The sequence below is a fragment of the Corallococcus sp. AB011P genome (genome assembly GCF_003611605.1).
GTDB lineage: Bacteria > Myxococcota > Myxococcia > Myxococcales > Myxococcaceae > Corallococcus > Corallococcus coralloides.
In genome coordinates, this window is record NZ_RAVX01000004.1 from 1 (window position 1) to 25,872 (window position 25,872).

The 25,872-nt window shown below is 69.9% G+C and carries 26 protein-coding genes; 8 read left to right on the plus strand and 18 right to left on the minus strand.

What is annotated here, in order from left to right:
• Nucleotides 1-174: 174 nt before the first annotated feature.
• Nucleotides 175-603: an SMI1/KNR4 family protein gene (locus tag D7X30_RS13310; protein ID WP_120563303.1), complete on the minus strand. Its 429-nt coding sequence runs from the start codon at nt 601-603 to the stop codon at nt 175-177.
• Between the two features lie 229 nt (nt 604-832).
• Between D7X30_RS13310 and D7X30_RS13315 the strand changes: the two genes are divergently transcribed.
• Nucleotides 833-1,444 carry a hypothetical protein gene (locus D7X30_RS13315; RefSeq protein WP_120563304.1) on the plus strand — a complete coding sequence of 204 codons (612 nt, stop codon included), beginning with the start codon at nt 833-835 and terminating at the stop codon, nt 1,442-1,444.
• 12 nt (nt 1,445-1,456) lie between these two features.
• Here D7X30_RS13315 and D7X30_RS13320 read toward each other — a convergent pair whose 3' ends face one another.
• The gene (locus tag D7X30_RS13320; RefSeq protein WP_120563305.1) at nt 1,457-2,365 is read right to left on the minus strand and encodes a LysR family transcriptional regulator; all 909 of its coding nucleotides are present in this window, start codon (nt 2,363-2,365) and stop codon (nt 1,457-1,459) included.
• A gap of 95 nt (nt 2,366-2,460) precedes the next feature.
• On the opposite strand from D7X30_RS13320, the gene D7X30_RS13325 reads away from it, so the two are divergent.
• Nucleotides 2,461-3,339, plus strand: coding sequence for an aldo/keto reductase family oxidoreductase (locus tag D7X30_RS13325; protein ID WP_120563306.1), 879 nt, complete (start codon nt 2,461-2,463; stop codon nt 3,337-3,339).
• Nucleotides 3,340-3,592: 253 nt separating this feature from the next.
• Here D7X30_RS13325 and D7X30_RS13330 read toward each other — a convergent pair whose 3' ends face one another.
• Together D7X30_RS13330 and D7X30_RS13335 are read right to left on the minus strand one after the other, a co-directional pair.
• Nucleotides 3,593-4,405 (minus strand): HEAT repeat domain-containing protein, encoded by an 813-nt coding sequence (locus D7X30_RS13330; RefSeq protein WP_147443183.1) that lies wholly within the window; start codon nt 4,403-4,405, stop codon nt 3,593-3,595.
• A 417-nt stretch (nt 4,406-4,822) separates the two neighbouring features.
• Nucleotides 4,823-5,194: a type II toxin-antitoxin system PemK/MazF family toxin gene (locus D7X30_RS13335; RefSeq protein ID WP_120563308.1), complete on the minus strand. Its 372-nt coding sequence runs from the start codon at nt 5,192-5,194 to the stop codon at nt 4,823-4,825.
• 101 nt (nt 5,195-5,295) lie between these two features.
• Here D7X30_RS13335 and D7X30_RS13340 point away from each other — a divergent pair, with 101 nt between their 5' ends.
• The gene (locus D7X30_RS13340) at nt 5,296-6,207 is read left to right on the plus strand and encodes a CPBP family intramembrane glutamic endopeptidase (protein ID WP_120563309.1); all 912 of its coding nucleotides are present in this window, start codon (nt 5,296-5,298) and stop codon (nt 6,205-6,207) included.
• Nucleotides 6,208-6,269: 62 nt separating this feature from the next.
• On the opposite strand, the gene D7X30_RS13345 is transcribed toward D7X30_RS13340, so the two are convergent.
• From D7X30_RS13345 to D7X30_RS13375, 7 genes are all read right to left on the minus strand, one after another.
• On the minus strand, nt 6,270-6,485 hold the full coding sequence (locus tag D7X30_RS13345) for a hypothetical protein (RefSeq protein ID WP_147443184.1): 216 nt from the start codon (nt 6,483-6,485) through the stop codon (nt 6,270-6,272).
• A gap of 81 nt (nt 6,486-6,566) precedes the next feature.
• Nucleotides 6,567-7,508, minus strand: coding sequence for a LysR family transcriptional regulator (locus D7X30_RS13350; protein WP_120563730.1), 942 nt, complete (start codon nt 7,506-7,508; stop codon nt 6,567-6,569).
• Between the two features lie 14 nt (nt 7,509-7,522).
• Complete coding sequence (locus D7X30_RS13355; RefSeq protein WP_120563311.1) at nt 7,523-8,311, minus strand: SDR family oxidoreductase; 789 nt, start codon at nt 8,309-8,311, stop codon at nt 7,523-7,525.
• A gap of 78 nt (nt 8,312-8,389) precedes the next feature.
• The gene (locus D7X30_RS13360; RefSeq protein ID WP_120563312.1) at nt 8,390-9,283 is read right to left on the minus strand and encodes a protein-glutamate O-methyltransferase CheR; all 894 of its coding nucleotides are present in this window, start codon (nt 9,281-9,283) and stop codon (nt 8,390-8,392) included.
• 4 nt (nt 9,284-9,287) lie between these two features.
• Entirely contained in the window at nt 9,288-9,845 is a 558-nt protein-coding gene (locus D7X30_RS13365; protein ID WP_120563313.1) for a chemotaxis protein CheW, read from the minus strand.
• A 15-nt stretch (nt 9,846-9,860) separates the two neighbouring features.
• Entirely contained in the window at nt 9,861-11,549 is a 1,689-nt protein-coding gene (locus D7X30_RS13370) for a methyl-accepting chemotaxis protein (protein WP_120563314.1), read from the minus strand.
• Between the two features lie 27 nt (nt 11,550-11,576).
• The gene (locus tag D7X30_RS13375) at nt 11,577-13,241 is read right to left on the minus strand and encodes a chemotaxis protein CheA (RefSeq protein WP_233591548.1); all 1,665 of its coding nucleotides are present in this window, start codon (nt 13,239-13,241) and stop codon (nt 11,577-11,579) included.
• 502 nt (nt 13,242-13,743) lie between these two features.
• Here D7X30_RS13375 and D7X30_RS13380 point away from each other — a divergent pair.
• Complete coding sequence (locus tag D7X30_RS13380) at nt 13,744-15,531, plus strand: FAD-dependent oxidoreductase (protein ID WP_120563316.1); 1,788 nt, start codon at nt 13,744-13,746, stop codon at nt 15,529-15,531.
• Between the two features lie 11 nt (nt 15,532-15,542).
• Here the strand turns inward: D7X30_RS13380 and D7X30_RS13385 are convergent, their stop codons facing one another.
• Nucleotides 15,543-15,935: a cupin domain-containing protein gene (locus tag D7X30_RS13385; RefSeq protein WP_120563317.1), complete on the minus strand. Its 393-nt coding sequence runs from the start codon at nt 15,933-15,935 to the stop codon at nt 15,543-15,545.
• A 165-nt stretch (nt 15,936-16,100) separates the two neighbouring features.
• On the opposite strand from D7X30_RS13385, the gene D7X30_RS13390 reads away from it, so the two are divergent.
• On the plus strand, nt 16,101-17,150 hold the full coding sequence (locus tag D7X30_RS13390; protein WP_120563318.1) for a hypothetical protein: 1,050 nt from the start codon (nt 16,101-16,103) through the stop codon (nt 17,148-17,150).
• Nucleotides 17,151-17,174: 24 nt separating this feature from the next.
• On the opposite strand, the gene dusA is transcribed toward D7X30_RS13390, so the two are convergent.
• Nucleotides 17,175-18,176 carry a tRNA dihydrouridine(20/20a) synthase DusA gene (dusA, locus tag D7X30_RS13395; RefSeq protein WP_120563319.1) on the minus strand — a complete coding sequence of 334 codons (1,002 nt, stop codon included), beginning with the start codon at nt 18,174-18,176 and terminating at the stop codon, nt 17,175-17,177.
• 114 nt (nt 18,177-18,290) lie between these two features.
• On the opposite strand from dusA, the gene D7X30_RS13400 reads away from it, so the two are divergent.
• On the plus strand, nt 18,291-19,025 hold the full coding sequence (locus D7X30_RS13400) for a hypothetical protein (RefSeq protein WP_120563320.1): 735 nt from the start codon (nt 18,291-18,293) through the stop codon (nt 19,023-19,025).
• Here D7X30_RS13400 and D7X30_RS13405 read toward each other — a convergent pair.
• The 3 genes from D7X30_RS13405 to D7X30_RS13415 form a co-directional block, all read right to left on the minus strand.
• Nucleotides 19,009-19,539: a hypothetical protein gene (locus D7X30_RS13405; RefSeq protein WP_120563321.1), complete on the minus strand. Its 531-nt coding sequence runs from the start codon at nt 19,537-19,539 to the stop codon at nt 19,009-19,011. The genes D7X30_RS13400 and D7X30_RS13405 overlap by 17 nt on opposite strands.
• An 84-nt stretch (nt 19,540-19,623) precedes the next feature.
• Nucleotides 19,624-20,595 carry a squalene/phytoene synthase family protein gene (locus tag D7X30_RS13410; protein WP_158619256.1) on the minus strand — a complete coding sequence of 324 codons (972 nt, stop codon included), beginning with the start codon at nt 20,593-20,595 and terminating at the stop codon, nt 19,624-19,626.
• 140 nt (nt 20,596-20,735) lie between these two features.
• Nucleotides 20,736-22,445 (minus strand): dipeptidase, encoded by a 1,710-nt coding sequence (locus D7X30_RS13415; RefSeq protein ID WP_120563323.1) that lies wholly within the window; start codon nt 22,443-22,445, stop codon nt 20,736-20,738.
• A gap of 238 nt (nt 22,446-22,683) precedes the next feature.
• Between D7X30_RS13415 and D7X30_RS41945 the strand changes: the two genes are divergently transcribed.
• On the plus strand, nt 22,684-22,839 hold the full coding sequence (locus D7X30_RS41945) for a hypothetical protein (protein WP_158619257.1): 156 nt from the start codon (nt 22,684-22,686) through the stop codon (nt 22,837-22,839).
• A gap of 30 nt (nt 22,840-22,869) precedes the next feature.
• On the opposite strand, the gene acs is transcribed toward D7X30_RS41945, so the two are convergent.
• Nucleotides 22,870-24,822 carry an acetate--CoA ligase gene (acs, locus tag D7X30_RS13420; protein ID WP_120563324.1) on the minus strand — a complete coding sequence of 651 codons (1,953 nt, stop codon included), beginning with the start codon at nt 24,820-24,822 and terminating at the stop codon, nt 22,870-22,872.
• A 63-nt stretch (nt 24,823-24,885) separates the two neighbouring features.
• Nucleotides 24,886-25,368, minus strand: a complete 483-nt coding sequence (locus tag D7X30_RS13425; RefSeq protein ID WP_233591549.1) for a hypothetical protein — start codon at nt 25,366-25,368, stop codon at nt 24,886-24,888.
• A 73-nt stretch (nt 25,369-25,441) separates the two neighbouring features.
• Between D7X30_RS13425 and D7X30_RS13430 the strand changes: the two genes are divergently transcribed.
• Entirely contained in the window at nt 25,442-25,864 is a 423-nt protein-coding gene (locus D7X30_RS13430; RefSeq protein WP_120563326.1) for an NUDIX hydrolase, read from the plus strand.
• Nucleotides 25,865-25,872: the final 8 nt, after the last annotated feature.

Genomic DNA, 25,872 nt, shown 5'->3' on the forward strand with positions numbered 1-25,872 from the left:
GCTTCGTCGAGCGTATCCTCACGGCCGTGATGACCCTCCGCAAGCAGGAGCGCAACGTGCTCGACGCTCTCACGGCGTCCCTCGAAGCCCATCTCCACGGCACTCCCGCGCCCTCGCTCCTGCCCGGCACATAATCTCAGCTCACGCTCCGCGGCCTTCGGCCCCCGTGAACGCTTACCCTTCGTCGCGGCGCAATCCTGTGTCAAAGCTGTAGAAGTCATGCACGGACGAGTCGGCGATATACTGAAAGGGAATGAGCCGCCTGCGCACCTCCAGCTCGCGCAGGGCGGCTTCCCGCTCGTCCTCCTCTTCACCAAAGGAGTCCTCCTCCACGAACTCCTTGTACCACTCGTGCCGCTCCAGCACCTCGGAGGGACTCAGCATCCGTGCCCGCTCGTAGCCGGATGCATCCGTCGCGACGAACAGGCCGTGCCGCGTGATGAACTGGAGGTAGGCATTGGGGAGGAGGGGGCCCAGCGCATCTTCCAGCAGGCGCAGGTCCTCCTCGCGGACCGGGGTCACGCTCACGGCTCGGAGGGGAAGCCCCTGCTCGCGCGACAGTCGTTCCTTCAGGGCGTTGATGGCTTCGATTGCGCCTGGCATTCCCTGGGCTCCTTCCCGGTAGGCCCCATCGATGTTCCGTACCACGGAGGGGGGCTTGTCCCCTCCGCTCCCAGTGTCCGCGTATGACACGGATGTCCTGATGAGGACGACGGCGCACGACGCACGGAGCCCGCTTCCCTCTGGGAGCATGTGGCATTGAGCTTGCTGTGCGTCTCGCCACCCGGCGTTCCCCGTACGCCCGGAACCTTCACGCCTGCCCGAGGAAGCCATGCGTCGAGCCCGTCCCTCCGTCTTCGAGCGAATCCCCACCGCGGCCCGCACCTGGGCGTCACGCCTGGTGCTGCTGATGGCCTGCGCCAGCGTCGTGGCCACGTCGCGAGCCCGGACCGAGGATGTGGCGTCCCCGGTCCACACCGGCACGCCCTTCCGCCTGACGACAGAGACCGGCAGGGTCACGCGCACGGTGGTCGTCCGGGCCTCCGCGACGAAGAAGTTGTCGGATCCGGTGGAAGGCGAGGTGCGCATCCAGGCCAAGGCGAAGTGGACGCCGGGTAACCCCACCCCAACAACGCAGCCGTCGTTGGTCATCAGCTACCTTCACGGAGACGCCTTCTATGAAGACCGCAGAAGCGTCCTGGAGCCCGACGTCGCCGTGACGGTGGAGAGCGTGAAGTACCTCGACGAGAGATGCTCGGAGGGTCAAGGCTGCGAGTGGACCGTGCAGGCCGTTTTTGACGTCGGCGTCCAATCCGACGCGGACTCCGGCACGGTCGCGGCCCCCGGCACGATCGACGTCGAGTGGACGGCCCAGGCCTTCATGCGCGTGCTGGACGAGTCCAATGTCCCCAAGGGCTTCACCGTGAGCCTGTCCGAGCCCTGATGCCCCCTGGCATCACGGCCCGGTCTCCGGGGCCTTGATGAAGTCGATGAACGCCCGGAGCGGCGCGGGCACGAAGCGCCGCCCCGGGTAGTAGAGGAACGGCCCCGGGAAGGGCTGCCACCAGGGTTCGAGCACGGGGACCAGCGCGCCGCTGTCCAGGTGCGGACGCAGCCAGTCCTCGAAGAGGTGCACGATGCCGGTGCCCGCGATCGCGGCGTCGACGGCGAGGTCCGTCCCCCCGCCCGCCCGCACGATGAGCGGTCCCGAGGGCTCGACCGTCACCACCTCGCCGTCGCGTTCGAACTCCCAGAGCGTCATCGCGCCGCTCGCGAAACGGCCGCGCAGGCACGCATGCCGCAGCAGGTCCCGGGGGTGTTCCGGCCGCCCATGCCGCTCCAGGTACGCCGGGGCCGCGGCCGTGGCGTGGCGCTGGACCCGCGGCCCGATGGGCACAGCGATCATGTCCTGCTCCAGCCGCTCGTCGTAGCGGATGCCCGCGTCACAGCCGGCGGCAATCACATCCACGAAGCTGTCCTCGGAGATGACCTCCAGGTGGATGTCGGGGTACGCGGCGAGGAACGGCGGGACGATGCGCGGCAGCACCAGCCGTGACGCGCTGATGGGCACGTTGAGGCGCAACACGCCCGCGGGCCGGCTGCGAAAGCCGTTCACCACGTCGAGCGCGGCCTCCATCTCCGTCAGCACGGGCGCCAGGCGCTCCAGCAGGCCCTCTCCGGCTTCGGTGGGGACAACACTGCGCGTCGTGCGGTTGAGCAGGCGGACGCCCAGGCGTTCCTCCAGCCGGCGGACCGCGTCGCTCAGCGAGGACGCGCTGCTCCCGCTCAGGCGCGCACCCTCGCGGAAGCTGCGGGCCCGCGCCACCACCACGAAGGCGTTCAAATCACCCAGGTCGACCTTCACTGTTCGCCGCTCCGCACAACCTGTACGGGTCGTGCCCCGTTATGCAGAAAGTCCACGGTGGCTATGCATGATTCATCTCAAAAAGGAGATGGAGCATGCCCGGTATCGATTCATCCAGCACCTTCCCCCTCGGGGGCCGCCCCGTGAAGCGTCTCGGCTATGGGGCCATGCAGCTCGCGGGACCCGGCGTCTTCGGCCCGCCCAAGGACCCGGACGCCGCCCGGGCCGTGTTGCGCGAGGCCGTGGCCCGCGGGGTGAACCACATCGACACCAGCGACTACTATGGCCCGCACGTCACCAACCAGCTCATCCGCGAGGCGCTCGCGCCCTACTCCGACGGGCTCGTCATCGTCACCAAGATTGGCGCCCGGCGCGGCAATGACGGTTCCTGGCTCCCGGCCTTCTCGAAGGAGGAGCTGACCCAGGCCGTGCACGACAACCTGCGCAACCTGGGGCGGGACGTGCTGGACGTGGTCAACCTGCGCTTCATGTTCGACACGCACGGGCCCGCCGAAGGGCCCATCGAAGCGCCCCTCACCGCCCTCGCCGAGCTCCAGCGCAAGGGACTGGTGCGCCACATCGGGTTGAGCAACGTCACCGCTACGCAGGTCGCGGAAGGACGGCGCATCGCGGACATCGTCTGCGTGCAGAACCACTACAACCTGGCGCACCGTCACGACGACGCGCTCATCGATTCGCTCGCCCGCGACCAAATCGCCTACGTGCCGTTCTTCCCGCTGGGAGGCTTCAGCCCGCTTCAGTCGTCCACGCTGTCCGCCGTGGCGGCTCGCCTGAACGCGACGCCCATGCAGACCGCGCTGGCGTGGCTGCTGCACCGCTCGCCCAACATCCTCCTCATCCCCGGCACGTCATCCGTCGGGCACCTGAAGGAGAACCTGGCCGCGGCCGAGCTCAAGCTGCCGGATGACGCGCTCAAGGAGCTGAACTCCGTGGCGAGCGCCCAGCCCGCCTGAGCTTCAGGAAGCGCCTCCACGGCCGTCGCGCAGCCGCGCCAGCAGCTCCGCGACGGCTGGCCGCACGGGGGACCTGGGTGCGTTGCACGGCACGCACCGTGTTGGTCAGCGCGGGCTTGCCCCAGCTGGAAGGGGGGAGGTCCGCGTGGGAGGTGTGCGCTTCATCGCCCCTCTCCTCCTGGTGCGAACCGGCGGGCAGTGGCGCATCTCCGTTGCGGCCTGGGGCAATCCCGTTCCGCCTCCGTGAGGCGACTCAGGACACCGACTCCAACGCGGCGAGGGCTTGAGCCAATGCGCGGGTGAGGGGGCGTTCGTCCTGACGTTGCCCCTCCAGTGCGCGCAACGCAGGGAGCAGCGATGGGTCGCCCAACGCTCCTGCGGCTTCCACGAACTCCTGTCGGACCCGGGAGCGGCGGAGGACCTTGCGCAGCGGCTCCAGCGTTCGCGGGTCCTTGCGCTGCGCGAGCAGGAGCACGGCTTCGGCCCGGAGGATCGGACTCTCGTCGTCCATGCGGCGCACGAGCGAATCCCGGAGCGCAGGCGTATCGACCTCCGGAGGCAAGGTCCGCAGGTGGGCCATCGCCAGCCCCCGGACGCCATCGTCCACGTCATCCGCGAACGCGAGGAGCACGGACAGCGGATCCTCACCGGGCGACTTCAGGAGGCTCAGCAACACGGCGCCACGAACCTGGGCGGAGGGATGATCCCGGAAGGATGTAATCGCCGACGGGACCCGCGCGTCCTCCAGGTGTCCCAGGCCCGTGATGAGCGCTGGCAGGACCTGCGCGTCCTGTTCCTCGTTGAGCAGCGGCAGCATCCGGTCCGCGGCGCGCGACCGCACGTCGGAAGGCTGTTCAAGCTGCGCCAGGATGTCGGCGCCCCGTGCGCGCTCCCGGGGGAGGCGCGAGCGAAGCAGCGTGCTGGCGGCATCGAAGACGGCTTCCCCTCCCCTGCGGTGCAGGGCGCGGATGGCCTCCCAGGCCTCGGAGCTTTCTGGGACGCCCTGGAGCGCCGTGGCCACCAGCGCCTCCACCGCCCGGTCATCCTGGTCTGGCTCGCGTGCCACGCGACGAGCGTAGCCCCAAGCTCCGGGCCTGAGGTGCGGGGACCGCCCGGCAAGCGTTCGGACATGGATTCCGCCCCCGACGGATGGGGACAGGAGAACCTTGCTGGGGTTCCCCGTCGGCGGCGCAGCCGACAAACCTGTCCGACTGTCCGACAAGTTTGGAGGGACCTCGCCCGGGGGGAGGCACCCTTCACCTGCTCCGCGGAAACCTGTCCGACTGTCGGACAGGTTCTTGAGGGCCTCCGCCGGGGGCCGCTCCCTTCATCCGAGCCGCTGAATCCGGTCCGACTGTCGGACAGGTTCTTGAGGGCCTGCGCCGGGGGCCGCTCCCTTCATCCGAGCCGCTGAATCCGGTCCGACTGTCGGACAGGTTCAGGCCGGGTCGGGGCGGGAGGTGGACCGCAGGGCCCCGGGGGCTCAATCGCGGAAGAAGGACGCCTGCTGGAAGCGCAGGCCCGCGAGGACCTGTTCGACCCGTGCGTCGGAGAGCGCCCCTATGCGCTCACCGAGCCGAGACTTCTCCACCGAGGACACCTGCGACACGACCACGACGCTCTGCTTCGCCAGGCTGCCCTCCCCCACTTCGAGCAGCACGTTGCCGGGCTCGCTCGCCTTCCTCAGGTTGGAGGTGAGCGCGCAGACGATGACGGTGTGGATGCGGGAGCGGTTGAAGACGTCGTCCTGGATGACGAGGTACGGGTGGGCGATGGGCGGCACGGAGCCCCGGGCCTCGTCCGGCTCGCACCAGTACAGGTCGCCCCGGCAAATCGTCTTCGGGCCCGTGCTCATGCGCCGGGTTGTGCCACGCCGTGTCGAACCGGGGCAATCCTTCCCGGGGTCGCGAGTAGGCTGTAGGCAGGGCGCGCAACCACGCTGCGAGGTTCATCATCATGAAGGTCGTGTTCCGGGATGGCGAAGGGCGCCTGCGCAACGGCTGGAAGGGCGCCGGCTTCCTCGTGGTGTCCGCCGTCCTGGCCGGCATCCTGATGTGGCTCCAGACCTTGCTGCCCGCGGCCGTGAGGCCGTTCGTGCCGAACCCCTTCTTCGGCTTCCTGGGCGTGCTGCTCGTGAGCCTCGACTTCCTGTATCTCGAAAAGGAGCCCCTGACGTCGCTCGGAATGTCGCTGGACCGGCGCGCGGGCCGTGACCTCGGCGTGGGGGCCCTGGGTGGCGTGGTGCTGGTGGGGTTCGTGGCCCTGCTCGCCTGGGTGGCCGGTGGCTACCACCTGGAGCGCGCCGCGAACGCCCAGGTGACCGCGGTCGTGAAGCTGGCCTGGGTGATGCTGGGCGTGGGCCTCCTCGAGGAGGCGCTGTTCCACGGCTACCTCTTCCAGCGCGCAATCCGGGGCCTGGGCACGCGCTGGGCGCAGGTGGTCATCTCCCTCCTCTTCTGCCTGGCACACCCCTTCACCCCGGAGATGGAGGTCCCCACGCGCGTCGTGGCGATGGTCGCCACCTTCCTCGCGGGCTGGATGCTGGGCCTGTGCTACCTGCGCACGCGGCACCTGGCGCTGCCAGTCGGCGTGCATATGGGCTGGAACTGGTTCCTGGGCACGCTGGGTTTCGGCGTGAGCGGCAAGGAGGCCCACGGCTGGTGGACGCCCGTCTTCCACGGCCGCCCGGAGTGGCTCACGGGCGGCGCCTATGGCCTGGAGGCGTCCATCTTCAGCGTCGTCGTCCTGGGCGTGGCAATCATTGCCCTGACGCGCTGGAAGGGTTCCGCCGCGCCAGAACCGCGAGAGACGCCCCGCTCCGACGAGGCTCCGGCGCTGCACGGACAGGCGCTCACGCCCCCACGCTGACGGTCTCCTCGAAGCCACCCTCTCCCCTGACGGTGATGGTCTGGAGTTGGGGAAGCGCCCCTTCACCCGCTCCACCAGATCCGGCAGCGCATCCCGGGCTTGCGGATCACGGCGTCCTCGCCCGACCCCGCCATCACGCTTTGGGCGATGGCAGAGACCTGCGTGTCCCATGGCTCCAGGGCGTAGGGCTCACCGCGAACGTCCAGGGCCTTCAGGCGCCGCGTCAGCTCCTCCACCTTCGCGGTGAGCCCTTCCTTCGCCAAGAACTCGGGTCGCACCACGTCACCGCGCGTGGTCGCGGCGATGCGTGAGAGGCCTTCACCCGAGTCCGGGTTGACGAGGTCGACAGTGAACAGGCTTTATCGACGACCTCCACCGGGCCGACGACGAGCGAAGGCTTCCGCTTCGGCCTGCGCGGCCAGGTACTCCGCGAACACGGCCTCGAAGGTCTTCGCGAACTCCCGGATGCGGGGCACCTTGCGCAGGTCCTTGTGCATCGTGAGGTAGAAGCGCAGCGACGGCAGCGGCGTCTCCAGTCGCACCCGCCTCAACTCCGGATGCTGCTTCTCGGCTCCCACCCCGAGAATGACCAGCCCCATGCCTCCCTTCGCCGCGTGCAGCCGCGCCTCCATCGAATTGGAGCGGAAGGGAAAACGGGAGGCGCCCCGCTGGCTCAACCACTGCGCGGGGCCCTGTCCACGTGGCGTCTCGTCCTCCACGACGAAGTCCTGCCCGCGGTAGTCGTCAGCGCCCAGGAAGCGCTTGGGAAGGGAGCGCGAGAGGTAGTCCTCGCTCGCGTAGAGGCCGCTCAAGACCTCACCCAATGGCTTGTCGACGAGCACCGGAGAGGAGGACCGGCCACCCCGTACGCCCATGTCCGCCTCGCGCGAGGACAGGTCCACGAAGCGCAGCTCCGAAATCACTTCAATCAGCGTCTCCGGATGCAGCCGCCGGAAGCGAGTCGCCGCCTCCGCCGCTCCCGTCAGGAAACCGTCCGGGAGGGAGATGCGAATCCTGCCCGCGTAGGGTGAGCCTCCACCGCCATCGCGCCGGTGCGCGCGCAGGGACTGCTCGAAGCGCTCCGCCAGCGTGATGAGCTCCAGGGCTTCCTTCTCCAGCCACGCGCCCTGCGAGGTGCGGTGGACCAGCGTGAGCCCCAGGTCCTGCTCCAGCGCCCCGATGCGGCGCGCGACCGTGGACGTCGACAGGCCCAGCGTGAGCCCCGCCGCGAGGAAGCTGCCGCCTCGATGCACTTCGAGCAGGACGCGGAGGTCATCCCAGGCGGGCAGCTTGTTTTCCATGAATGGAAAGCACTCTAGGTCGCCGGGAGCGCGGGCGTCTTCGGCCGGGTCATCCACGCGATGACCTTCGCGCTGAGCTCCCGCGAGAAGAACCGGTTGGCGAACGCCGCGAGCTGGTTGCCAAAGCCATGCACCACCGACGAGCGCCCCGCGATGAACGCATCGAGGCCGACCTCCACCACGTCCTCCGGGCGCGCCTTCTTCCCAGGCGAAGCACCCTCCCCCGAACGCTCGAAGAACGGCGTGTCCGTGGCCCCCGGCGACAGGGCGAGCACGCGCACGCCGCGCTCGCGGTACTCCGCCCAGAGCGCCTCACTGAAGGACAGGACGAAGGCCTTCGTCGCGCCGTAGACCGCCATGTACGGCGTCGGCTGGTACGCCGCCATGGAGGCCACGTGGATGACGCCTCCCTGGCGCCGCTCCAGCATGGGCAGGAAGACGTGCGTCAACTCCACGAGCGCATGGACATTGAGGTCGATCTGCTCCAACTGGTCCTTCAAGGGCAGCACGTCGAAGCCACCGTGGAGCCCGAACCCCGCGTTGCTCACCAGGACGTCCACCTCCAGCCCCTTCGCACGCACCGCCTCGAAGAGCCGCTGGGGCGCGCCGGGAGCGGTCAGGTCCGCGGGAAGGACATGCGCGTTGCCCAGCGCCGCCGCGAGCGCCTCCAGCTTCGCCTCGCTCCGGGCCACCAGCACCACCGTGGCCCCGCGCCGTGACAGGTGCCGGGCGAACTCCGCGCCGATGCCCATGGAGGCTCCCGTCACCAGCACCGTCTTGCCCGCGAAATCAAATCGTTTCATGGGACAAGGATGGGCGCCGGCCGCCCCGTCAACAACGGGCAGCGGCGGGCACCTGCTTTCCATCAATGGAAAACGGCGCTACTCGCGTGACGGAAACGGCGGTCCGGGGCGCGGCGTGTACACGTTGGCGCTCACGGAGCGCGCCGCCGCGGTGATGCCAATCAGGCTCTCCGCGTGCCCCAGGAAGAAGTAGCCCGTCTCCGGCAGCCGCGACAGCAGCCCCTGGATGACTCGCGTCCGGGCCTCCCTGCCAAAGTAGATGAGCACGTTGCGGCAGAAGATGATGTCGAACGGCCCCACCGGCCAGGTGGCCGGCGCGTGCAGGTTCGCGCGAGCGAAGCGCATGATGTTTCGCAGCTCCGGGCCCGCCGTCATCAGGCCCTCCTGGGTGCGCACGCCCTTCAGCATGTACTTGCGCAGCAGCAACTGCGGAATGCTCCGGGCCCGCTCCATGCTCCAGAGGCCCTCCTCCGCGCGCTGCACCGCCCAGGTGGACAGGTCCGTGGCGACGATCTCCAGGCTCCACCCGGAGCCCTTGGGGAACGCCTCCAACAGCTCCATCGCCAGCGAGTACGGCTCCTCGCCCGTGGAGCACCCGGCGCTCCAGACGCGGATGCTCCGGGGCCGCCGGCCTTGCGCCGCCTGGGCCGCCCACTCCGGGAAGACGTGCTCGCGCAGGAGGTCGAAGTGCCGGGGCTCACGGAAGAAGGACGTCTCGTGGGTGCAGAGGCTGTCGAGCATCCGCACCTTCTCCGCCTCGTTCCCCCGCGAGGTGACGTACGCGTGGTAGGCGGCGTAGGACGTCAGCCCCAGCTCCCGCAGCCGCCGCGACAGCCGGTTCGCCACCAGCGCGTTCTTGGCCGAGGACAGGTGGATGCCCGCCTCCGCCTCCACCAGATGCTGGAACAGCGCCAGCTCCGAGCGCGACAGCGCCGGAGGCAGCGCGGACGGCCAGGGCGCGTCCTCGCTCATCCCCTCACCCGTTGCCCGATGCTTCCGGCGCAGCGGCCGGAGCCACCGGTGCCGGCGCGGGGGCCGCGGCCTCGTCGGTGGCGGCCGTCAGCCGGAGCAACTCCTCCAGCGACAGGAGCCGGTCCAGGTCCAGCAGCAGGATGAACGTGTCGTTGTGGCGGCCCATCCCGCGCAGGAATTCCAGCCGCACGCGCGTGCCGAAGGCGGGGGGCGGTTCGATGTCCGCGGGGCCCAGCTCCAGCACCTCGCGCACGGTGTCCGTGAGCAGGCCCAACACCGTCTGCTGGCCGTCGAGCGCCACCTCCACGATGACGAAGCAGGACCAGCGCGTGATGGGCCGGGGCGGCAGCCCGAACTTCACCGCCAGGTCCACGACGGGCACCACGCTGCCGCGCAGGTTGATGACGCCCTGCACGGCCGCGGGCATCCCCGGCACGCGCGTGACGGGGCGGTGTTCGATGATCTCCCGCACCCGCAGGAGGCCCACGGCGTACTCCTCGCCCGCGAGCATGAAGCTCAGGTAGCTGGACCTGCCGCTGCCTGGTTCGGTGGACTGGCTCATGGTGCGCGCCCCTTCCTAGAACCGCTGGAAGTCATGAGGGGCCGGCGCTTCCGCGCCGTTCTGGAGCCGGGACAGCGCCCCGTTCGTGGACGTGGCCAGCGGCCCCTGCGCCGCCGCCTGGAGCCCCCGGACGGGCGACATCTGCGGCCGGTGGGCCGGGGCGCGCGGCGCGGAGGAGGCGTTGAAGCTCAAGCCCTCCACCAGCCGGAAGAAGTTCATCATCTGCAGCAGCGACTCCGCCTGGGTGGCCATCTCCTCCGCGGTGGAGGACAGCTCCTCCGCGGCGGACGCGTTGCGCTGCGTGACTTGATCCACCTGCGTCATGGCGCGGTTCATCTGCGACACGCCGATGGACTGCTCGCGCGAGGCGTTGGCCACCTGCTGCACCAGCTCCGACGTGCGGCGGATGGCGGGCACCAGCTCCGACAGCAGCTGGCCGCTTCGCTCGGCGACCTTCACGCTGGAGGTGGCCAGGCTCCCGATCTCCTTCGCGGCCTTCTGGCTGCGCTCCGCCAGCTTGCGCACCTCCGTGGCGACGACGGAGAAGCCCCGGCCGTGCTCCCCGGCGCGCGCGGCCTCCACGGCGGCGTTCAGCGCGAGCAGGTTCGTCTGGTAGGCGATCTCCTCCACGATGTCGATGCGCTCCGCGATGGCGTTCATCGCCTCCACGGTCTCCTTCACCGCGCGGCCGCTCTCCTCCGCGTCGCGGGCGCCCTTGACCGCCGTCTGCTCCATCTCCCGGCTGTTCTCCGAGTTCTGGCGGATGCTGACGTTGAGCTGCTCCAGGCTGGCGGTGGTCTCCTCCACGGAGGCCGCCTGGGAGCTGGTGCCCTGCGACAGTCCCTGCGCGGCGGACGCCACCTGGAGGGACGCGGACGACAGAGAGCCCGCGGCGCCGCGCACCTCGCTGATGACGCCCGACAGCCGGTGGATCATGTCCCGCATGCTGCCCATCATCCGGCCCGTCTCGTCCGTGCCACGGGCGGTGATGTTCGCGGTGAGGTCGCCGGCCGTCACCTGCGCCGTCACCTGCACGGCCTCCGTGAGCGGCTGCACGATGCTGCGGGTGAGGAAGTAGGACAGCAGGGCCGCGAGCACCACGCCCAGGGCGCCCCCCATGATGATCATGTCGTACAGGTCCACCACCATGCTCGCGGTGCGGGCGGTGCGCTCGGCCAGCAGGGCCGTCTCGTCGTCCGCCAGCTTGGTGAGCTGCATCCGGATGCGGTCCGCGGTCTGCTTGCCGCGCGCGGACTGCTCCACCGCGATGAGCTGCGCCAGTTCACCGCGGCCCGCGGTGACCTCGCGGCGCTGGGCGATGAGCGGCTCCAGGTGCTGGGAGATCCACTGCTGCAACAGGTCGCGGATCTCCTGCTGGCGCTCCTGCTGGCGGCGGTCGCTCTGGGTGTGCTGGCGGATGCTGTCCAGGCTCTGCGACAGGCTCAACCGGGCCAGGTTGTAGGGCTCCAGGAACTTGTCGTCGCCGGTGATGAGGAAGCCGCGCTGCCCCGTCTCCAGGTCGGCCATGTCACCCTCCAGGGTGCGCACGGCGATCAACACCTTGTGGCTTTCGGTGTCGCCCTCGGCGGTGACGGAGACCTTGACGATGGTCGTGTACACCACCACGACCAGCGCGATGATGATGGCGACCATCGCGCTGAAGGCGAGCGTCAGCTTCGCCGTGATGCTCAGGTTGTTGAACATGATGACTCCGGAAACAGAGACGGACCGCTACGGCGCCCGGGGGGCGTTCGCGGGAGAAGGGGTTGCCAGGGGGGAGGGAGGACTGAGCGCGGCCTCGGAGGCGTGGAGGATGGCCCTGCGCACCAGCGCGGGCGTGTCCAGCAGCAGCCCCACCCGGCCGTCGCCCAGGATGGTGGAGCCGGAGATGCCAGGGATGCCCTGGAAGAGGCGCCCCAGGGGCCGGATGACCCGCTGGCCCTCGCCCTGGAGCTCATCCACCGCCAACCCGATGACGCCGTCCGGGTGCCTCAGGACGACCACGTTCTCCCGGGCCGGCGTGCTGCCGCCCAGGGAGAACACCTGGCGCAGCCGCAGGAACGGCAGCGGCTGGCCACGCAGCGACAACACGCCGGACGCATCCGCCGTGCGCTCCTGGGCGGGGACCTCCATGCACTCCTGCACGCCCTCGATGGGGACCACGTACACCTGGTCCCCCACGCCCATGGCGAAGCCCTGGATGACGGCGAGCGTGAGCGGCAGCCGCAGCGTCAACGTGGTGCCCTGCCCCTCCTGACTCTGGATGGACACGGAGCCGCGCAGGGCTTCGATGTCCCGGCGCACCACGTCCATGCCCACGCCTCGGCCGGACAGCTCCGTCACCTCGGTGGCCGTGGAGAAGCCGGGCTCGAAGATGAGGCGCAGCAGCTCGTCGTCGCGCAGCCGCTCGGGCGCCGCCACCAGCCCCTTCTGCCGGGCGCGCTCGCGCACCCGTTCGCGCTGGATGCCGCGGCCGTCGTCGGCCAGCTCCACCACGACGCTGCCGGCGTCATGGTAGGCCTTGAGCCGCAGGCGGCCCCGGGGGTCCTTGCCCGCGGCGCGCCGTTCCTCCGGCGACTCGATGCCGTGGTCCAGCGCGTTGCGCAGCAGGTGGAGCAGCGGGTCGCGCATCGCGTCCAGCACCGCGGTGTCCAGCGTGGCGTCCTCGCCCTCCAGCTCCAGCTGGGCCAGCTTCTGCTGGGAGCGGGCCAAGTCGCGCACGGTGCGCAGGTGCTGACGGAACAGCGGCCCCACCGGGACCATCCGCACCTTCATCACCTCTTCCTGGAGCGCCTCGAAGAGCGGATCCATCTCCCGCTGCTGGGTGAGCGCGTCCTCCCAGCTGGCGCCGGAGTCCTCCGCGCGCGCCAGGAACTGCGCCATCCGCCCGCGCGCCACGGACAGCTCCGCGGTGAGCGTGACGATGCGGTCCAGGCGCTCCATGTCCATGCGCACGCGGGTCCGCGCCGTGCTCCGCACCTCCGGCATGCGCGGCAGCGCGGCGGGAATCGGCAGCGCCTCCGTGGGAGCCCCCGCGACGATGCCCTCGCGCAGCAGGGAGAGGTGGATCTGGTGCACCGCGCCCAGCGAGTCCACGCCCGCGAGCGACGCCTGGCACAGCTCGCGGAGGTGATCCACCGCGCCGAGCAGCAGCGACACCCGCGTCTCATCCAGGGCGATGCTTCCGTCGAGCAGGGCCTGGAGGAGGTCCTCGACGCCGTGCGTGTAGTCCGTCACGGCCTGGAAGCCGAGCGACGCCGCCGCGCCCTTGAGCGTGTGGGCTCCACGCAGGATGCCTGGCAGCAACCCATCCGCCGGAGAGACCTCCAGCGCGATGAGGTTCTCTTCCATGGAGGAGACCAACCCCTCCGCTTCGTCCGCGAAGACGGCCAGCACCTTCTGCCACTCCGCTGCGGTCTCCGACGGTATGTCCCCCGGGCCTGTCGTCACCTCGCGCCCCAGGGGCGAAGGGAGACCGGCACACGTAGGGGGATGGGTGGAGGGATTCTCAAGAACACGGACTGGCGCCCCCCTTCCTCGACATGCAAGGCATTGCCATGAAGGTGGGCCGTCCCCCAGGCGAGGAATGAATCGAGAACTGAACAGTAGCGAAATGAACACAAAGAAACAACCTCACCGGTGATTTCACGGAGCGTTGGAATCCACGGGAAAACGAGGCCGGAAGCAGGGCAGGACGTCACGGGTTGGCTGAAAGAGGCACCGCGACGAGAGTGTGTCTCGCCTGTCTTGAGTTACATGTTTCAATCCCTTCCATATCCAACACGCTGCGTCTCGTACGTTCGTCCAAGACATCTCACTCACACTCCGGGGTGATGCGGACTCCCTGGGGCCTACGCGACGCTCCCCTGCGCACACGAAGCCCAGGCAAGGGAGCCATATGCCCAGCGTCATCGTGGTGGGAGGGGGCGTCGCGGGACTGACGGTCGCGCACGAGCTGGTGGAGCGCGGCTTCGAGGTCCACGTCTTCGACACGCGGACGAGCTGGGGCGGCAAGGCCCGCTCACAGCCGGTGGTGGGCACCGGGACCCAGGGCCGGCGCGACCTGCCAGGCGAGCACGGCTTCCGCTTCTACCCGCGCTTCTACCGCCACGTCATCGACATGATGCAGCGCACGCCCGCCGGTCCTGGCGCGGCCACGCCCACGGTGGAGCAGCAGCTCAAGGCGACCACGGAGAGCGCCATCGCGCTCATCGACGAGGACACGTGGTACCGCTTCTCCCGCCGCAAGCTGGACAAGCCCTATGACGTCCTGGAGGCGCTGGAGCTGTTCTTCCAGAAGCTGGACTTCGACAAGGCCGACAGCAGCCTCTACAGCCTCAAGATCCTCCAATTCCTCTCATCCAGTGAAGCCCGCCGGTTCGGCCAGTATGAGCGGATGTCCTGGTGGGACTTCGCGCAGGGGGACCTGTACTCGCCGAAGTTCCAGCGGCAGCTGCGGGCCGTGCCGCGCACGATGGTGGCCATGGATCCGCGGCGCGGGTCCGCGCGGACGATTGGCGCCATCTCCATGCAACTCATCCTCGACTTCGCCCAGAGCGGGGTGAACAACGACCGGACGATGGGCGGCCCCACCAGCCAGCTGTGGCTCGACCCCTGGATTGCCCACCTGCGCGGACTGGGCGTGCAGTTCCACGCGGGCATCGGCTGCACCGGGCTGGACGTCGCGGGCGGGCGCATCGCCGGGGTCCGCCTCACCAACGGCGAGCCCCGCACGGCCGACCACTACGTGCTCGCGGTGCCGCTGGAGGCGGCGCATGCGCTGATAACCCCGGAGCTGGCCGCGTTGGACCCTGCGCTGGCCAGGCTGCGCGCGGCGGACGTGGAGCAGCTGGTGTCCTGGATGGTGGGCATCCAGTTCTTCCTCTACGAGGACGTGCCGCTGGTCCGCGGCCACACCTTCTATCCGGACTCGCCCTGGGCGCTGACGTCCATCTCGCAGCCGCAGTTCTGGCGCGAGCTGGGGCTGTTCCGGCGCGTGTTCGGGGATGGGCAGGTGGGCGGGCTGCTGTCCATCGATGTCTCGGATTGGAACACGCCCGGCACGTTCGTTCCGAAGCGCGCGAAGGACTGCACGCCGGAGGAGATAAGCACGGAGGTCTGGGGACAGCTCAAGGCGGCGCTCAACGGGCTCGACCCGGACGAGCAGGTGCTGACCGACGAGCTCCTGCACTCCTTCCACCTGGACGCGGACCTGGACTACGGCGGAGGGCTGCCGCCGCGCAACTCGTCCGGCCTGCTGGTCCATCCGCCCGGCTCCTGGGACGTGCGTCCGGAGGCCGCGAGCGCCATCCCCAATCTCTGCCTCGCGGCGGACTACGTCCGTACGCACACGGACCTGGCCTCCATGGAAGGGGCGTGCGAGGCGGGCCGTCGCGCGGTCAATGCCATCCTCGACCGGACGCAGTCCCAGTCCCGCCGCGCGCTCATCTGGCCCCTGGAGGAGCCGGCGTGGGTGGAGCCGTGGAAGCGCCTGGACGCGGCGCTGTATCAACGCGGACGCCCGCACCTGTTCGAGCTGCTGGGCCTGCGCACCGCGGTCCAGGCCTCGGACGTGCTGCGCCGCTTCGCGGCGCTCACGGGCCTCACCGACGTGGATGATTGGCTGGACCAGTTCCGCGTCTCCAACGTGGTGGACGCGCTGCTGGAGCGGCTGGGCATCGACTGAGCGACGGAGGACTACTGGAGCGACGGCTGCTCCTGTTCCTCCTTGCTGGCCTTGGCGTAGTCCTCCGCGCCGGTGAAGTCGACGACGCGGCAGGGTTCATCGCCCACGACCCAGGCGTCATGGCCTGACGGGATGAAGGCGACGTCGCCCGGCTCCAGGTCCAGCTCCTGACCGTCATTCATCAGGACGTGCATCCGCCCGGACAGGACGCTGAGGGTGTGGACCACCTCGCAGCGCTCCGTGCCCGCGATGGGTTTCACGTGCTCCGACCACCGCCAGCCGGGCTCGAAGTAGCCCCTGCCGATGCTGAGCGCTCCCATGTTCAGGACGATGGCCTCTCCGTGCGACACGAAGGGCCGGCGCTCGTCCGCCTCGTTGGCCTTCTTGATGATGGCGCGTGCCATGGTGCAATCCCTCGCGGTGAATGGGTCCTGGGAAAGCTGGGGGCTCCGCGCGCCGGAGGAAAGGGTTCGAGCCCGGACGCGAGCGGTGCACCGGAGCACGGGGTGTAGCGCCCGTCCCCACCTCCGTACCTTCGTGCCGCAAACCGGTCCCGAGGGAATCAAGCCATGCGCCTCACGTCGCGCCTTGCCCTGTGGGCATGTCTGTTCATCGCGCAGGGATGCCGCACGCATCACGAGCCGCCTCCCGCGCCTCCACCCACGCCGCCCACGGCCACCGCCCGGCCGCTCAACCTGGCGAAGCCGGAAGCCATCGAGTTCGAGTTCGGCCAGCCCCAGGCCACCGCCTGCAATTGCTTCAAGGCGGACGCCAGCGCGAAGGAGGCGGGCGCATGCGCGACGCCGCGCTTTGGCACGTACCTGCTCGCGCTGACGTGGGCCCCCACCTTCTGCCGGACCCATCCGGACAAGGAGGAGTGCGGGGACCTGGAAGAATCCTTCGGCGCGACGCACCTCACCATCCACGGGCTGTGGCCCCAGTTCAACGACGAGGAGGCGCGGGAGCTCAACTGCACCTATCCGGCGTACTGCGGTGGGCTCTGCGAATGCCAGGGCAGCAATGCCCCTTCGAAGTGCTTCCCCGACCCCGCCACGATTCCGCCCGCCATGGGCACCTACGGGCCGGGCTTCGTCACGGACAACTTCTTCCTCGCGAACCACGAGTGGCCCAAGCACGGCAGCTGCACGGGGATGGATACCCGGACCTATTTCCAGAGCACCATCGACGCGCTGCTGTCATTGCCGGGCGACCAGGGGACGCCGGCCGCGATCACGGACAACGTCGGCGGGAGCGTGGCGCTGGAGAACCTGCGCGCCGCGTTCGGACAGGGCGACAGCGTCGCCTTCTCTTGCGACCCGAACTGCAACCTCATGGAGGTCGGCGTCTGCTTCTCCGTGGATGATCAGCGGCGCCCGGCGGCGCGCATGACATGCCCGACGAACGTCACCGGCGGCGCCACCAACAACTGCATGGGCAATGGTTCTCAACCCCGCTGCCCCATGGTGAAGATCCAGGCCGCGAAGTCCGGTGTCGGGCCGTCCCCCTCCTGCGGACAGCCGGGCCAGGGCCCGGCGTGCACGAATGATCAGCTCTGCCAGAACCAGGGCTGGGTCCGCTGCGCGCGCTCCGGGTGCTGCACCACCGTGCCCAAGCGCTGAAGGCCCGGGCCAGGCTCGGTGTCGTCAGGCCACGGCCTGGAGGTCGGCGGCGCGCGGCACCTTCGCGGCGGCGGCGCGCACCAACTCCGGGCTCGCGCCGTCCTTGTGGGCGTTCTCGCTCAGGTGCCGGCGCCAGGCGCGCGCGCCGGGCAGGCCCTGGAAGAGGCCCAGCATGTGCCGGGTGATGGCGCCCAGCGGCGCCCCCTGGCTCATCTGCGTTTCGATGTACGGCAGCATCGCGTCCACCACCTCGTGCCGCGTGAGGGGCGCCTGCGTGCCGCCGAAGAAGCGCCGGTCCGCGTCCGCCAGGAGGTACGGGGATTCGTAGGGCGCGCGGCCCATCATCACGCCGTCCACGCGGCCCAGGTGCTCCGCCGCCGCGTCCAGCGTCTTGATGCCGCCGTTGAGGCTGATGTCCAGGTGCGGGTACTCGGCCTTGAGCCGGTGCACCAGGTCGTAGCGCAGGGGCGGCACGTCCCGGTTCTCCTTGGGGGACAGGCCCTGCAGCCACGCCTTGCGCGCGTGCACGATGAAGCGCGTGCAGCCCGCCGCGGAGACGCGCCGCACGAAGTCCTCCAGCGTGGGCCACTCCTCCAGGTCGTCGATGGCGATGCGCGACTTCACCGTCACGGGGATGCGCACCGCTTCGCGCATGGCGGCGACACCGCGCGCCACGAGGTCCGGCTCCGCCATCAGGCACGCGCCGAAGCGGCCGGACTGCACGCGGTCGCTGGGGCAGCCCACGTTGAGGTTGATCTCGTCGTAGCCCCACTCCTCACCGATGCGCGCGGAGGCGGCCAGGTCCGCGGGCTCCGAGCCGCCCAGCTGGAGGGCCACGGGGTGCTCGGCGGGCGTGAAGCCCAGCAGGCGGTCGCGCTTGCCGTGCAGCACCGCGCCCGTGGTCACCATCTCCGTGTAGAGCAGCGTGTGGCGGGAGATGAGCCGGAAGAAGTACCGGCAGTGCCGGTCCGTCCAGTCCATCATCGGCGCGACACACAGCGGCATGGGGTAGGCCAGGGCAGTCATCGCCCTACCCATATCCGGACTCCCGCCGTCCGCCCAGGGTCTCCCGAGGCCCCCTCTGGCGGCAGGCGGACGACCGAGCCCAGGCGGGCACCACCGGCCCTATGCTCGCGGGCCATGTCCCCTTCCCCGCCCTGGCTTCCCGCCGTCCGGAACAACGCGGAGTGGTGCGACGCCGTCTGCCGCGCCCACGGCCGCCCGGGCCGGTTCGAGGACGGCCTGTGGCTCAACCCAGCGCCAGTGCCGGCCTTCTATCCCAATGCCGTCACGCTGACGGCGGACCGCACGGAAGCCTCGCTCCACGCCCTGTCCCGACTGGAGCTGCCGGGCCGCTGGGGCGTGAAGGACAGCTTCGCGACGCTCGACCTCGCCGCGCACGGCTTCGACCTGCTGTTCGAGGCCTGGTGGATCCACCTGGCGGCCACCGCGCCCGTGCCGTCCCCTGCTTCAGGCACGGCGTGGCGCAAGGTGCGGACACCGGAGGAGTTGGAGGCGTGGGAGGCCGCATGGAGCGGCCTGCCCCCGGGAGCGAGGCCCGCGCCCGGGGCGCGCGTGTTTCCTCCCTCGCTGCTCCAGGAGGAGGGCGTCGTCTTCCTTGCCGCGGGTGAGGGGACGCGCCCCCTGGCCGGAGGCATTGCCTCCTTCGCCGCGAAAGCGGTCGGACTGTCGAACACGTTCCGCGTCGAAGGCGCGCCCGCCGCGCTGGACGCGGAGCTGCTCACGCACGTCCGAGCCCATTTCCCGGGCCAGCCCGTCGTCGGCTACGAGCACGGCGAGGCGCTCGACGCCTGGCGGGCCCTGGGCTTCGAGTCCGGGGGACCGCTCAGGGTGTGGCTCAGGCGGGAGGGCTGAGCACCACGCCCTGCTCCGCGAGCCACGCGTCCACCAGCCGCTGGCCGGCGTCCGTCAGCGTGAAGCCCAGCCCGGCCCACTGCTGGCCGTTGAGCATCACCACCTGGCCCAGCGCGCGGGCGAAGGCCACCTCCGGCGCCGCGTGCTTGAGCAGCGCGCCCGCGTAGTGGTGCAGGAACAGGTCGAAGTTCTTCGCGAAGTCCGGGTGCCCGGGCAGCGAGTCGCTGCGCGTGTCCGCCGTCACGTCATACGTCTGGATGACCGCGCCGAAGCCCAGCACGTCCACCAGGAACGCCTGCATCCGGTCCTTCCCCCGCACCCGCCCGGGCAGCCACCGCTCAGGCCCCGCCGGCGTCTGGAACGTCCACAGGCCGCGTTGACGCGTGGCGGCGAACGGCAGCCCCCCACCCCTCCGCTCCACCTGGACCGCCCGGCGGTGCACCCTCAGAGGCGAGGTCTCCGAACGCGCGGGGAAGTAGACGATGACCGCCGGTGCGGAGCGCGCGCAGTTCATGGGAGACACGACTCCAGAGGGGGAACACCTGCACCGGAATTATCCCGCGCCAGTGCCCAGGAGTTGCTTCCCGCTCAACGCTTTTCAGGGGCCGCCCGGCATGGGCCCGGCCAGCGCCTCCACGGCCTCGGGGAGCATGCCCCGTTCGAGCGCGGCCTGGACGGCGTTCATCTGGGCGGTCACCTCCGCGCGAGACACCTTGGCGCCCGCGCCGTCGCGCACCAGCAGCTCCAGGGTGGCCTGGGCCAGCAGCAGCGGCAGCGTGGTGAAGGCGAGCACGTCCCGGGGCGCCCCCGCCAGGTGCAGGGAGCGCACGTAGCGCGCCGCGGCGATCAGGTCCTGGCCCGCGAGCCGCTCCACGTCCTGGAGCTGCACGCCGTCCGGCAGCCACACGCGGCCCTCCTTCCGGTCCTGGCGCGCGTCCTTGAGGATGTTGACCAGCTGGAGCCCCTCACCGAACAGCGGCGCCACCGAGCGCAGGTTCGGCGCGTACGGCGCGAGGCGCGGCTCCAGGACGAACAGCTCCGTGAGCAGCTCGCCCACCAGTCCCGCCACGATGTAGCAATAGTCACGCAGGGACTGGAGCGACCCGAGCTTCAACAGCCCGTCTTCGGAAGCACCGGCCAGCACCTGCCCCATGCCCTGCACCGTCTTCACGACGAAGTGGCGCAGGATGGCGCCGGCCTCCGGGCGCAGCGCGTCCAGGCTCGCCAGCAGCGTGGGCGTGCGCGCGAGCAGGTCCAGGTAGCCCGCGTTCTCGCTGGGACGGCGCGCCAGCCACTCGCGCGACAGCGCCCCGGCGTCCACGCCCGGCTTCTCCTGGAGCAGCGCTTCGAAGGCGGCCAGTGCCTCCCGCCGCTCGTCGCGCGACCAGGGGGCGGCGTCCTCCAGCGTGTCGGCGACGCGCAAGAGCAGGTAGCCCAGGCCCACCTCGCGGCGCAGCGGCTCGTCGAGCAGCGGGATGGCGAGCGCGAACGTGCGGCTGGTCCGCACGAGGAAGTCCGCCAGCTCGTCATCCCGGAACGGAAGGGCCGTCGCGGTGGGGGCGTCACTCAAAGGAACCGTCCTCCGGGCACGGGCGCGCCTGCCGCCCGCGCCCTCACTGCCACAAGCCATTCACCGACACACGCGAGAACGTGCGGACCCGGCGCGCGGGGCCCAGGACGGACACCGCGCGCCCGGGTTTTCCCGGTGCTTCAGGGCGCCGGGGCGACCGTCGGCTTCGGGGCCACGGGCTGCGCGGGGGCCACGGGCTGGGCCGGCGCGGCGGCGGGCTTCGGCTCCGGCTTCTCGTGCGACTGCAGCATCTTGCCGTTGTCGGCGGCGATGCGGCGGTACCACGCGTCCGGGTAGCGGGGGTGGCCCACCTTGCCCGTGTTGTCGCGCACGTTGCCGTCGATGTACTTCACGAGCAGTTGCTCGCCCAGCTTGCGCCAGCGCGCGTGCACCTTGTCACCCTGCTGCAGGGAGTACTCGGTGAGGTACTGGCGGGCCTGCTCCGGCGTCCGCTTGTAGAGCACCTGCGCGATGCTCTCGATGTTGGCCTGGTCCGCCAGGAACTGGCCCTCCAGGTCGCCCTGCGCCTTCTGCACGTCCACAATCATGTCGCTCCAGCGCCCGTAGGCCTGGTTCGACACCCAGTTGAAGACCCAGAAGGACGAGTCCCAGGAGAACTCACCGCGGCCGGCCACGCCCTGGGCGAAGTTCTTCGGCACCTGCCGGATGCCCGCGTACATGGGCGTGTAGACGGTGGTGAAGGTGTCATCCACGCCGAACCAGAGCACCCCGCCGATGGCGTCCGGCAGCGCCGAGCGCATCTGCGCGACGAAGGAGAAGCCCGTCTGCTGCGTGGAGATGGCGCGCTCGTGCACGTAGTTCTTGCCGTCCACGTCCCACGTCATGGGGCGCCAGCGGTAGGGCACCGCGTAGGGCCCCGCGCCCACGTCCTTGGACATGTCCAGCGGCGTGCCCTCGAAGTGGTCGCGCATGAGCGCCATGGCGTCCTGCACGGACACCTTCTTGTCCGGCTTCACCCACAGGGGCAGCCGCTTCGTGGTGTCCGCGCCGTCCGCGTACTCCACGCCCAGCTTCAGGGACGGGGCCGCGCGGCGGAAGATGCTCCACACGCGCGACTCGCTGAAGCGCTGCCCGCCGAAGTCCAGCGGGTGGTACGTGTCCGCGAAGCTGAAGTCCTTGTCCGCGCCCGTGTACCAGCCCTTCGCGCGCGCGAAGGAGATGACGTCCGGCGAGTACAGCGTGGTGGCGCTGTCGTTGAGCGGGAACTGGCGGATGCGCGACTGGTTGGCGTGCGCGGAGAGGTAGCCGTCCGGCAGCTTGCGGGCCACCCACACCGCGCCCTTCTGCCCCTCGCCCTTGCCAATCATCTCCAGGATCCACGCCTCCTTGGAGTCGGCGATGGAGAACGTCTCACCCGTGGACGCGTAGCCGTACTCGGCGACCAGGTCCGTCATCACCTGGATGGCTTCACGCGCCGTCTTCGCGCGCTCCAGCGCGATGTAGATGAGCGAGCCGTAGTCGATGATGCCCGCGGGCCCCTCCAGCTCCTTGCGGCCCGTGAAGGTGGACTCGCTGATGGACAGCTGGTGCTCGTTCATGTTGCCCACCACCGAATAGGTGGCGGCCGGCTGCTTGATGCGGCCCAGGAACTTCCCGGTGTCCCACTCCACGACGTCGCGCATGGAGCCGGCCGCGTGGCGGCGCGCGGGCGTGTAGTACAGCTCGCCGTACAGCTCGTGGGCGTCCGCCGCGTAGGTGATGAACGTGGAGCCGTCCGTCGTGGCGCCCTTCGTCACCAGCATGCTGGTGCAGGCGTCCGCGACGACGGGGGCGACGAGCACCGCCGTCAGCGGCAGCGCGGTGAAGAGGGTCGAAGGGAATCGGTTCATGGCGGCGCAATCTAGCAGGACCGTCGCCCGCTGCCCTCCCGGACAGGTTGCCCGGCACCCAAGCACCCGGGCCCCGGCCGCCCTGCCGCGGGACGCCATGCGAGAAGCCGATGGCCGCCGAGCGCCGCGCTACTTCCCGGCCCTGACGTTGGATGGCACCCGCCGTGTGGGGAGGATAGGGTTGCCTTTTCCTGCCCTGGGTCTTTCCAGAAACCCCGGGCTCCCTTTGGAGGAAGGCGTGACGGAGATCGTGGTGGGCCTGGTGGTGTTCTTCGTCTTCACTGTCGTGCTGGGGCCCGCCTTGTGGAGCTCCCGCATCTGGTGGAGCAAGGCGGACCGGGAGCAGGTGAAGGACAAGTACGGCCGCCCCCAGAAGGACCCGAAGGACGCTTAGGGGCGGCCGCCTGAAGTGCCTGGCTGGCGGCTACTCGTCGTTCTGGCGCAGCGCCGCCAGCACGTTGAGGTCCTCCAGCGTGGTGGTGTCCTGCGAGGACTGCTTGCCCGCGGCCACGTCGCGCAGCAGCCGGCGCATGATCTTCCCGGAGCGCGTCTTGGGCAGCCCTTCCGCGAAGCGGATGACATCCGGCCGCGCGATGGCGCCAATCTCCTTGCCCACGTGCACGGCCAGCTCCTTCTTGAGCGCGTCCGAGGGCGCGTTGCCCTGCTTGAGCGTCACGAAGGCGACGAGCGCCGTGCCCTTCAGGTCATCCGGGCGGCCCACCACGGCGGCCTCGGACACCTTCGGGTGCGCCACGAGCGCGCTCTCCACCTCCGCGGTGCCCAGGCGGTGGCCCGCCACGTTCACCACGTCGTCCACGCGCCCCATCAGCCACACGTAGCCGTCCGCGTCCGTGCGCGCGCCGTCGCCGGTGAAGTACATGCCGGGCAGTTCGCTGAAGTACGTGTTCACGTACCGGTCCGGGTCCCCGTACACGGTGCGCAGCATGGACGGCCAGGGCTTCGTGACGAAGAGCAGCCCGCCCTGCCCCTTCGGCACGCGCTTGCCGTCGCGGTCCAGGATTTCGGTGTGGATGCCAGGCAGCGGGAAGGTGGCGGAGCCGGGCTTGGTGGGCGTGGCGCCGGGCAGCGGTGAGACCATGATGCTGCCCGTCTCCGTCTGCCACCACGTGTCCACGACAGGGCAGCGCCCCCCGCCGATGACGTCGCGGTACCACATCCACGCCTCGGGGTTGATTGGCTCGCCCACGCTGCCCAGCAGGCGCAGCGAGGACAGGTTGTGTTTCTTCACCGGCCCGTCGCCCAGGCGCATGAAGGCGCGGATGGCGGTGGGCGCGGTGTAGAGGATGGTGGCCTTGTAGCGCTCGATGATGTCCCAGAAGCGGTCCGGCCCCGGCTGCGTGGGTGCGCCCTCGTAGATGATGGTGGTGACGCCGTTCATCAGCGGGCCGTAGACGACGTACGAGTGGCCCGTCACCCAGCCCACGTCCGCGGTGCACCAGTAGACGTCCTCGTCGCGCAGGTCGAACACCCAGCGCGTGGTGAGCGACGCCATCACCGAGTAGCCAGCCGTCGTGTGCAGCACGCCCTTGGGCTTCCCGGTGGAGCCGGACGTGTAGAGGATGAACAGCGGGTGTTCACTCTCCACCCACTCTGGTTCGCAGACGTCGGACTGGCCCTTCACCAGCGCGTCCCACGCCAGGAACTTCGGACCTTCGGGCAGCTTGCCGTCACCGGTGCGGGTGAGGACGACGACCTTCTCGATGCTGGGGGCGTTCGGGAGCGCGGCCTCCACGTTCTTCATCAGCGGCACCACCGCGCCCTTGCGCCAGCCGCCGTCCGCGGTGAGCAGCACCTTCGCGCCCGCGTCCTTCATGCGGTCCTGGAGCGCTTCGGCGGAGAAGCCGCCAAACACCACCGAGTGCACCGCGCCCAGCCGTGCGCACGCCAGCATCGCGACGGCGGCCTCCGGCACCATGGGCAGGTAGATGCCCACGCGGTCGCCCTTCTTCACGCCCAGCGACTTGAGGCCGTTGGCCAGCCGGTTCACCTGCTGGGACAGCTCCCCGTAGGTGATGCTCCGGCGGTCGCCCGGTTCACCCTCGAAGAGGATGGCAGGCTTGTCCTGGAGCTTCGGCAGGTGCCGGTCCAGGCAGTTGTAGGCAAGGTTGGTCTTCCCCTCGACGAACCAGCGCGCGTGGGGCGGCTTCCAGTCCAGCACCGTCTGGAAGGGTTCCTTCCAGAAGAGCTCCTCGCGGGCGCGGTCGCCCCAGTACTTGTCCGGATCCTTCGCGGCTTCGTCCCACAGCCGCTGATAGTCCTGCATGCCGCGGATGTGGGCCCGCCGGGAGAAGTCCTCGGGCGGGGGGAAGACGCGGGACTCGGTCAGGACCGAGACGATTTCATGCGGGTCTGCCATGGGCGTTCCTCCAGCTTTGGCGTGGGAACAGCCCTCCTGTTGTAGGAAGCCCTCTTCACTATCTCAAGGGTTCCCTTCACAGCGGGTGTTCCCTTGAACGCCGTCGAAGCGGATCCACAGCTCGCAGGTGCAGCCGGTGTTGTTGTTGGCGTCGTAGGCCAGCCGCATCTGCCCGCTGAACTCCGTGTCGCACAGGGTGGTCGCGTCCAGGTGCACACGGACCTGGTCGAGCAGGCACTCATTCGTCCCGTCGACGGTGGTGCTGACGTTGGCCACGCTGCCATCGACGGTGAAGGCCTCGCCGTCCTCCAGGACGTAGCCCAGCAGCTGCATGTTCTGCACGCCAAAGTCCGCGCGCACCACGCGTCCGGCGATTTGAAGATTCAACTGGAGGTTGCCCTGGAACTTCTCCAGGAGGTCGCAGTCGTCGCGCAGCGTCTCCGTGGGGATGAGCTCGTACACGCCCTCGTTCTGGCTGTAGGGCAGGCAGCCCGCCAGGGTGGAGGCCAGCAGGGCGGTGAGGCAGAGGCGTCTCAGGGTAGACACGGCACGCACCATCGCCCACGGGAGGCATCCGGAACGGGCGCTCGCCAGGGGGCTTTGGGTAGAGTGCGACGCCATGCCTGAATACCGCAACCCCAAACCCACCGTGGACTGCATCATCGAATTGTCCGGCGAGCGCATCGTGCTCATCCGCCGCGCGAACCCGCCGGTGGGCTGGGCGCTGCCGGGCGGCTTCGTGGACGAGGGCGAGCCGCTGGACAAGGCGGCCATCCGCGAGGCCAAGGAGGAGACGGGGCTGGACGTGGAGCTTACGGAGCAGTTCTTCAGCTATTCGGATCCAGCGCGGGACCCGCGCCTGCACACGATTTCGACGGTGTTCATCGCGAAGGCGACGGGCGAGCCGGTGGGCGCGGACGACGCGGCGGAGGCGAAGACGTTCACCGTGGACGCGCTGCCCAAGGACCTGTGCTTCGACCATGGCACCATCCTGTCCGACTACCTGACGTACAAGCGCACCGGGAAGCGCCGCAAGCTGTAGGCGGGAGA

Bases quoted from the DNA above. Each gene is read 5' to 3' on its own strand.
- D7X30_RS13355 (WP_120563311.1), bottom strand. From the start codon at position 8,311: ATGAAACGATTTGATTTCGCGGGCAAGACGGTGCTGGTGACGGGAGCC.
- D7X30_RS13360 (WP_120563312.1), bottom strand. From the start codon at position 9,283: ATGAGCGAGGACGCGCCCTGGCCGTCCGCGCTGCCTCCGGCGCTGTCG.
- D7X30_RS13340 (WP_120563309.1), top strand. From the start codon at position 5,296: ATGAAGGTCGTGTTCCGGGATGGCGAAGGGCGCCTGCGCAACGGCTGG.
- D7X30_RS13365 (WP_120563313.1), bottom strand. From the start codon at position 9,845: ATGAGCCAGTCCACCGAACCAGGCAGCGGCAGGTCCAGCTACCTGAGC.
- D7X30_RS13335 (WP_120563308.1), bottom strand. From the start codon at position 5,194: ATGAGCACGGGCCCGAAGACGATTTGCCGGGGCGACCTGTACTGGTGC.
- D7X30_RS13350 (WP_120563730.1), bottom strand. From the start codon at position 7,508: ATGGAAAACAAGCTGCCCGCCTGGGATGACCTCCGCGTCCTGCTCGAA.
- acs (WP_120563324.1), bottom strand. From the start codon at position 24,822: ATGGCAGACCCGCATGAAATCGTCTCGGTCCTGACCGAGTCCCGCGTC.
- D7X30_RS13370 (WP_120563314.1), bottom strand. From the start codon at position 11,549: ATGTTCAACAACCTGAGCATCACGGCGAAGCTGACGCTCGCCTTCAGC.
- D7X30_RS13415 (WP_120563323.1), bottom strand. From the start codon at position 22,445: ATGAACCGATTCCCTTCGACCCTCTTCACCGCGCTGCCGCTGACGGCG.
- D7X30_RS13310 (WP_120563303.1), bottom strand. From the start codon at position 603: ATGCCAGGCGCAATCGAAGCCATCAACGCCCTGAAGGAACGACTGTCG.
- D7X30_RS13430 (WP_120563326.1), top strand. From the start codon at position 25,442: ATGCCTGAATACCGCAACCCCAAACCCACCGTGGACTGCATCATCGAA.
- dusA (WP_120563319.1), bottom strand. From the start codon at position 18,176: ATGACTGCCCTGGCCTACCCCATGCCGCTGTGTGTCGCGCCGATGATG.
- D7X30_RS13315 (WP_120563304.1), top strand. From the start codon at position 833: ATGCGTCGAGCCCGTCCCTCCGTCTTCGAGCGAATCCCCACCGCGGCC.
- D7X30_RS13325 (WP_120563306.1), top strand. From the start codon at position 2,461: ATGCCCGGTATCGATTCATCCAGCACCTTCCCCCTCGGGGGCCGCCCC.
- D7X30_RS13390 (WP_120563318.1), top strand. From the start codon at position 16,101: ATGCGCCTCACGTCGCGCCTTGCCCTGTGGGCATGTCTGTTCATCGCG.
- D7X30_RS13405 (WP_120563321.1), bottom strand. From the start codon at position 19,539: ATGAACTGCGCGCGCTCCGCACCGGCGGTCATCGTCTACTTCCCCGCG.
- D7X30_RS13385 (WP_120563317.1), bottom strand. From the start codon at position 15,935: ATGGCACGCGCCATCATCAAGAAGGCCAACGAGGCGGACGAGCGCCGG.
- D7X30_RS13380 (WP_120563316.1), top strand. From the start codon at position 13,744: ATGCCCAGCGTCATCGTGGTGGGAGGGGGCGTCGCGGGACTGACGGTC.
- D7X30_RS13400 (WP_120563320.1), top strand. From the start codon at position 18,291: ATGTCCCCTTCCCCGCCCTGGCTTCCCGCCGTCCGGAACAACGCGGAG.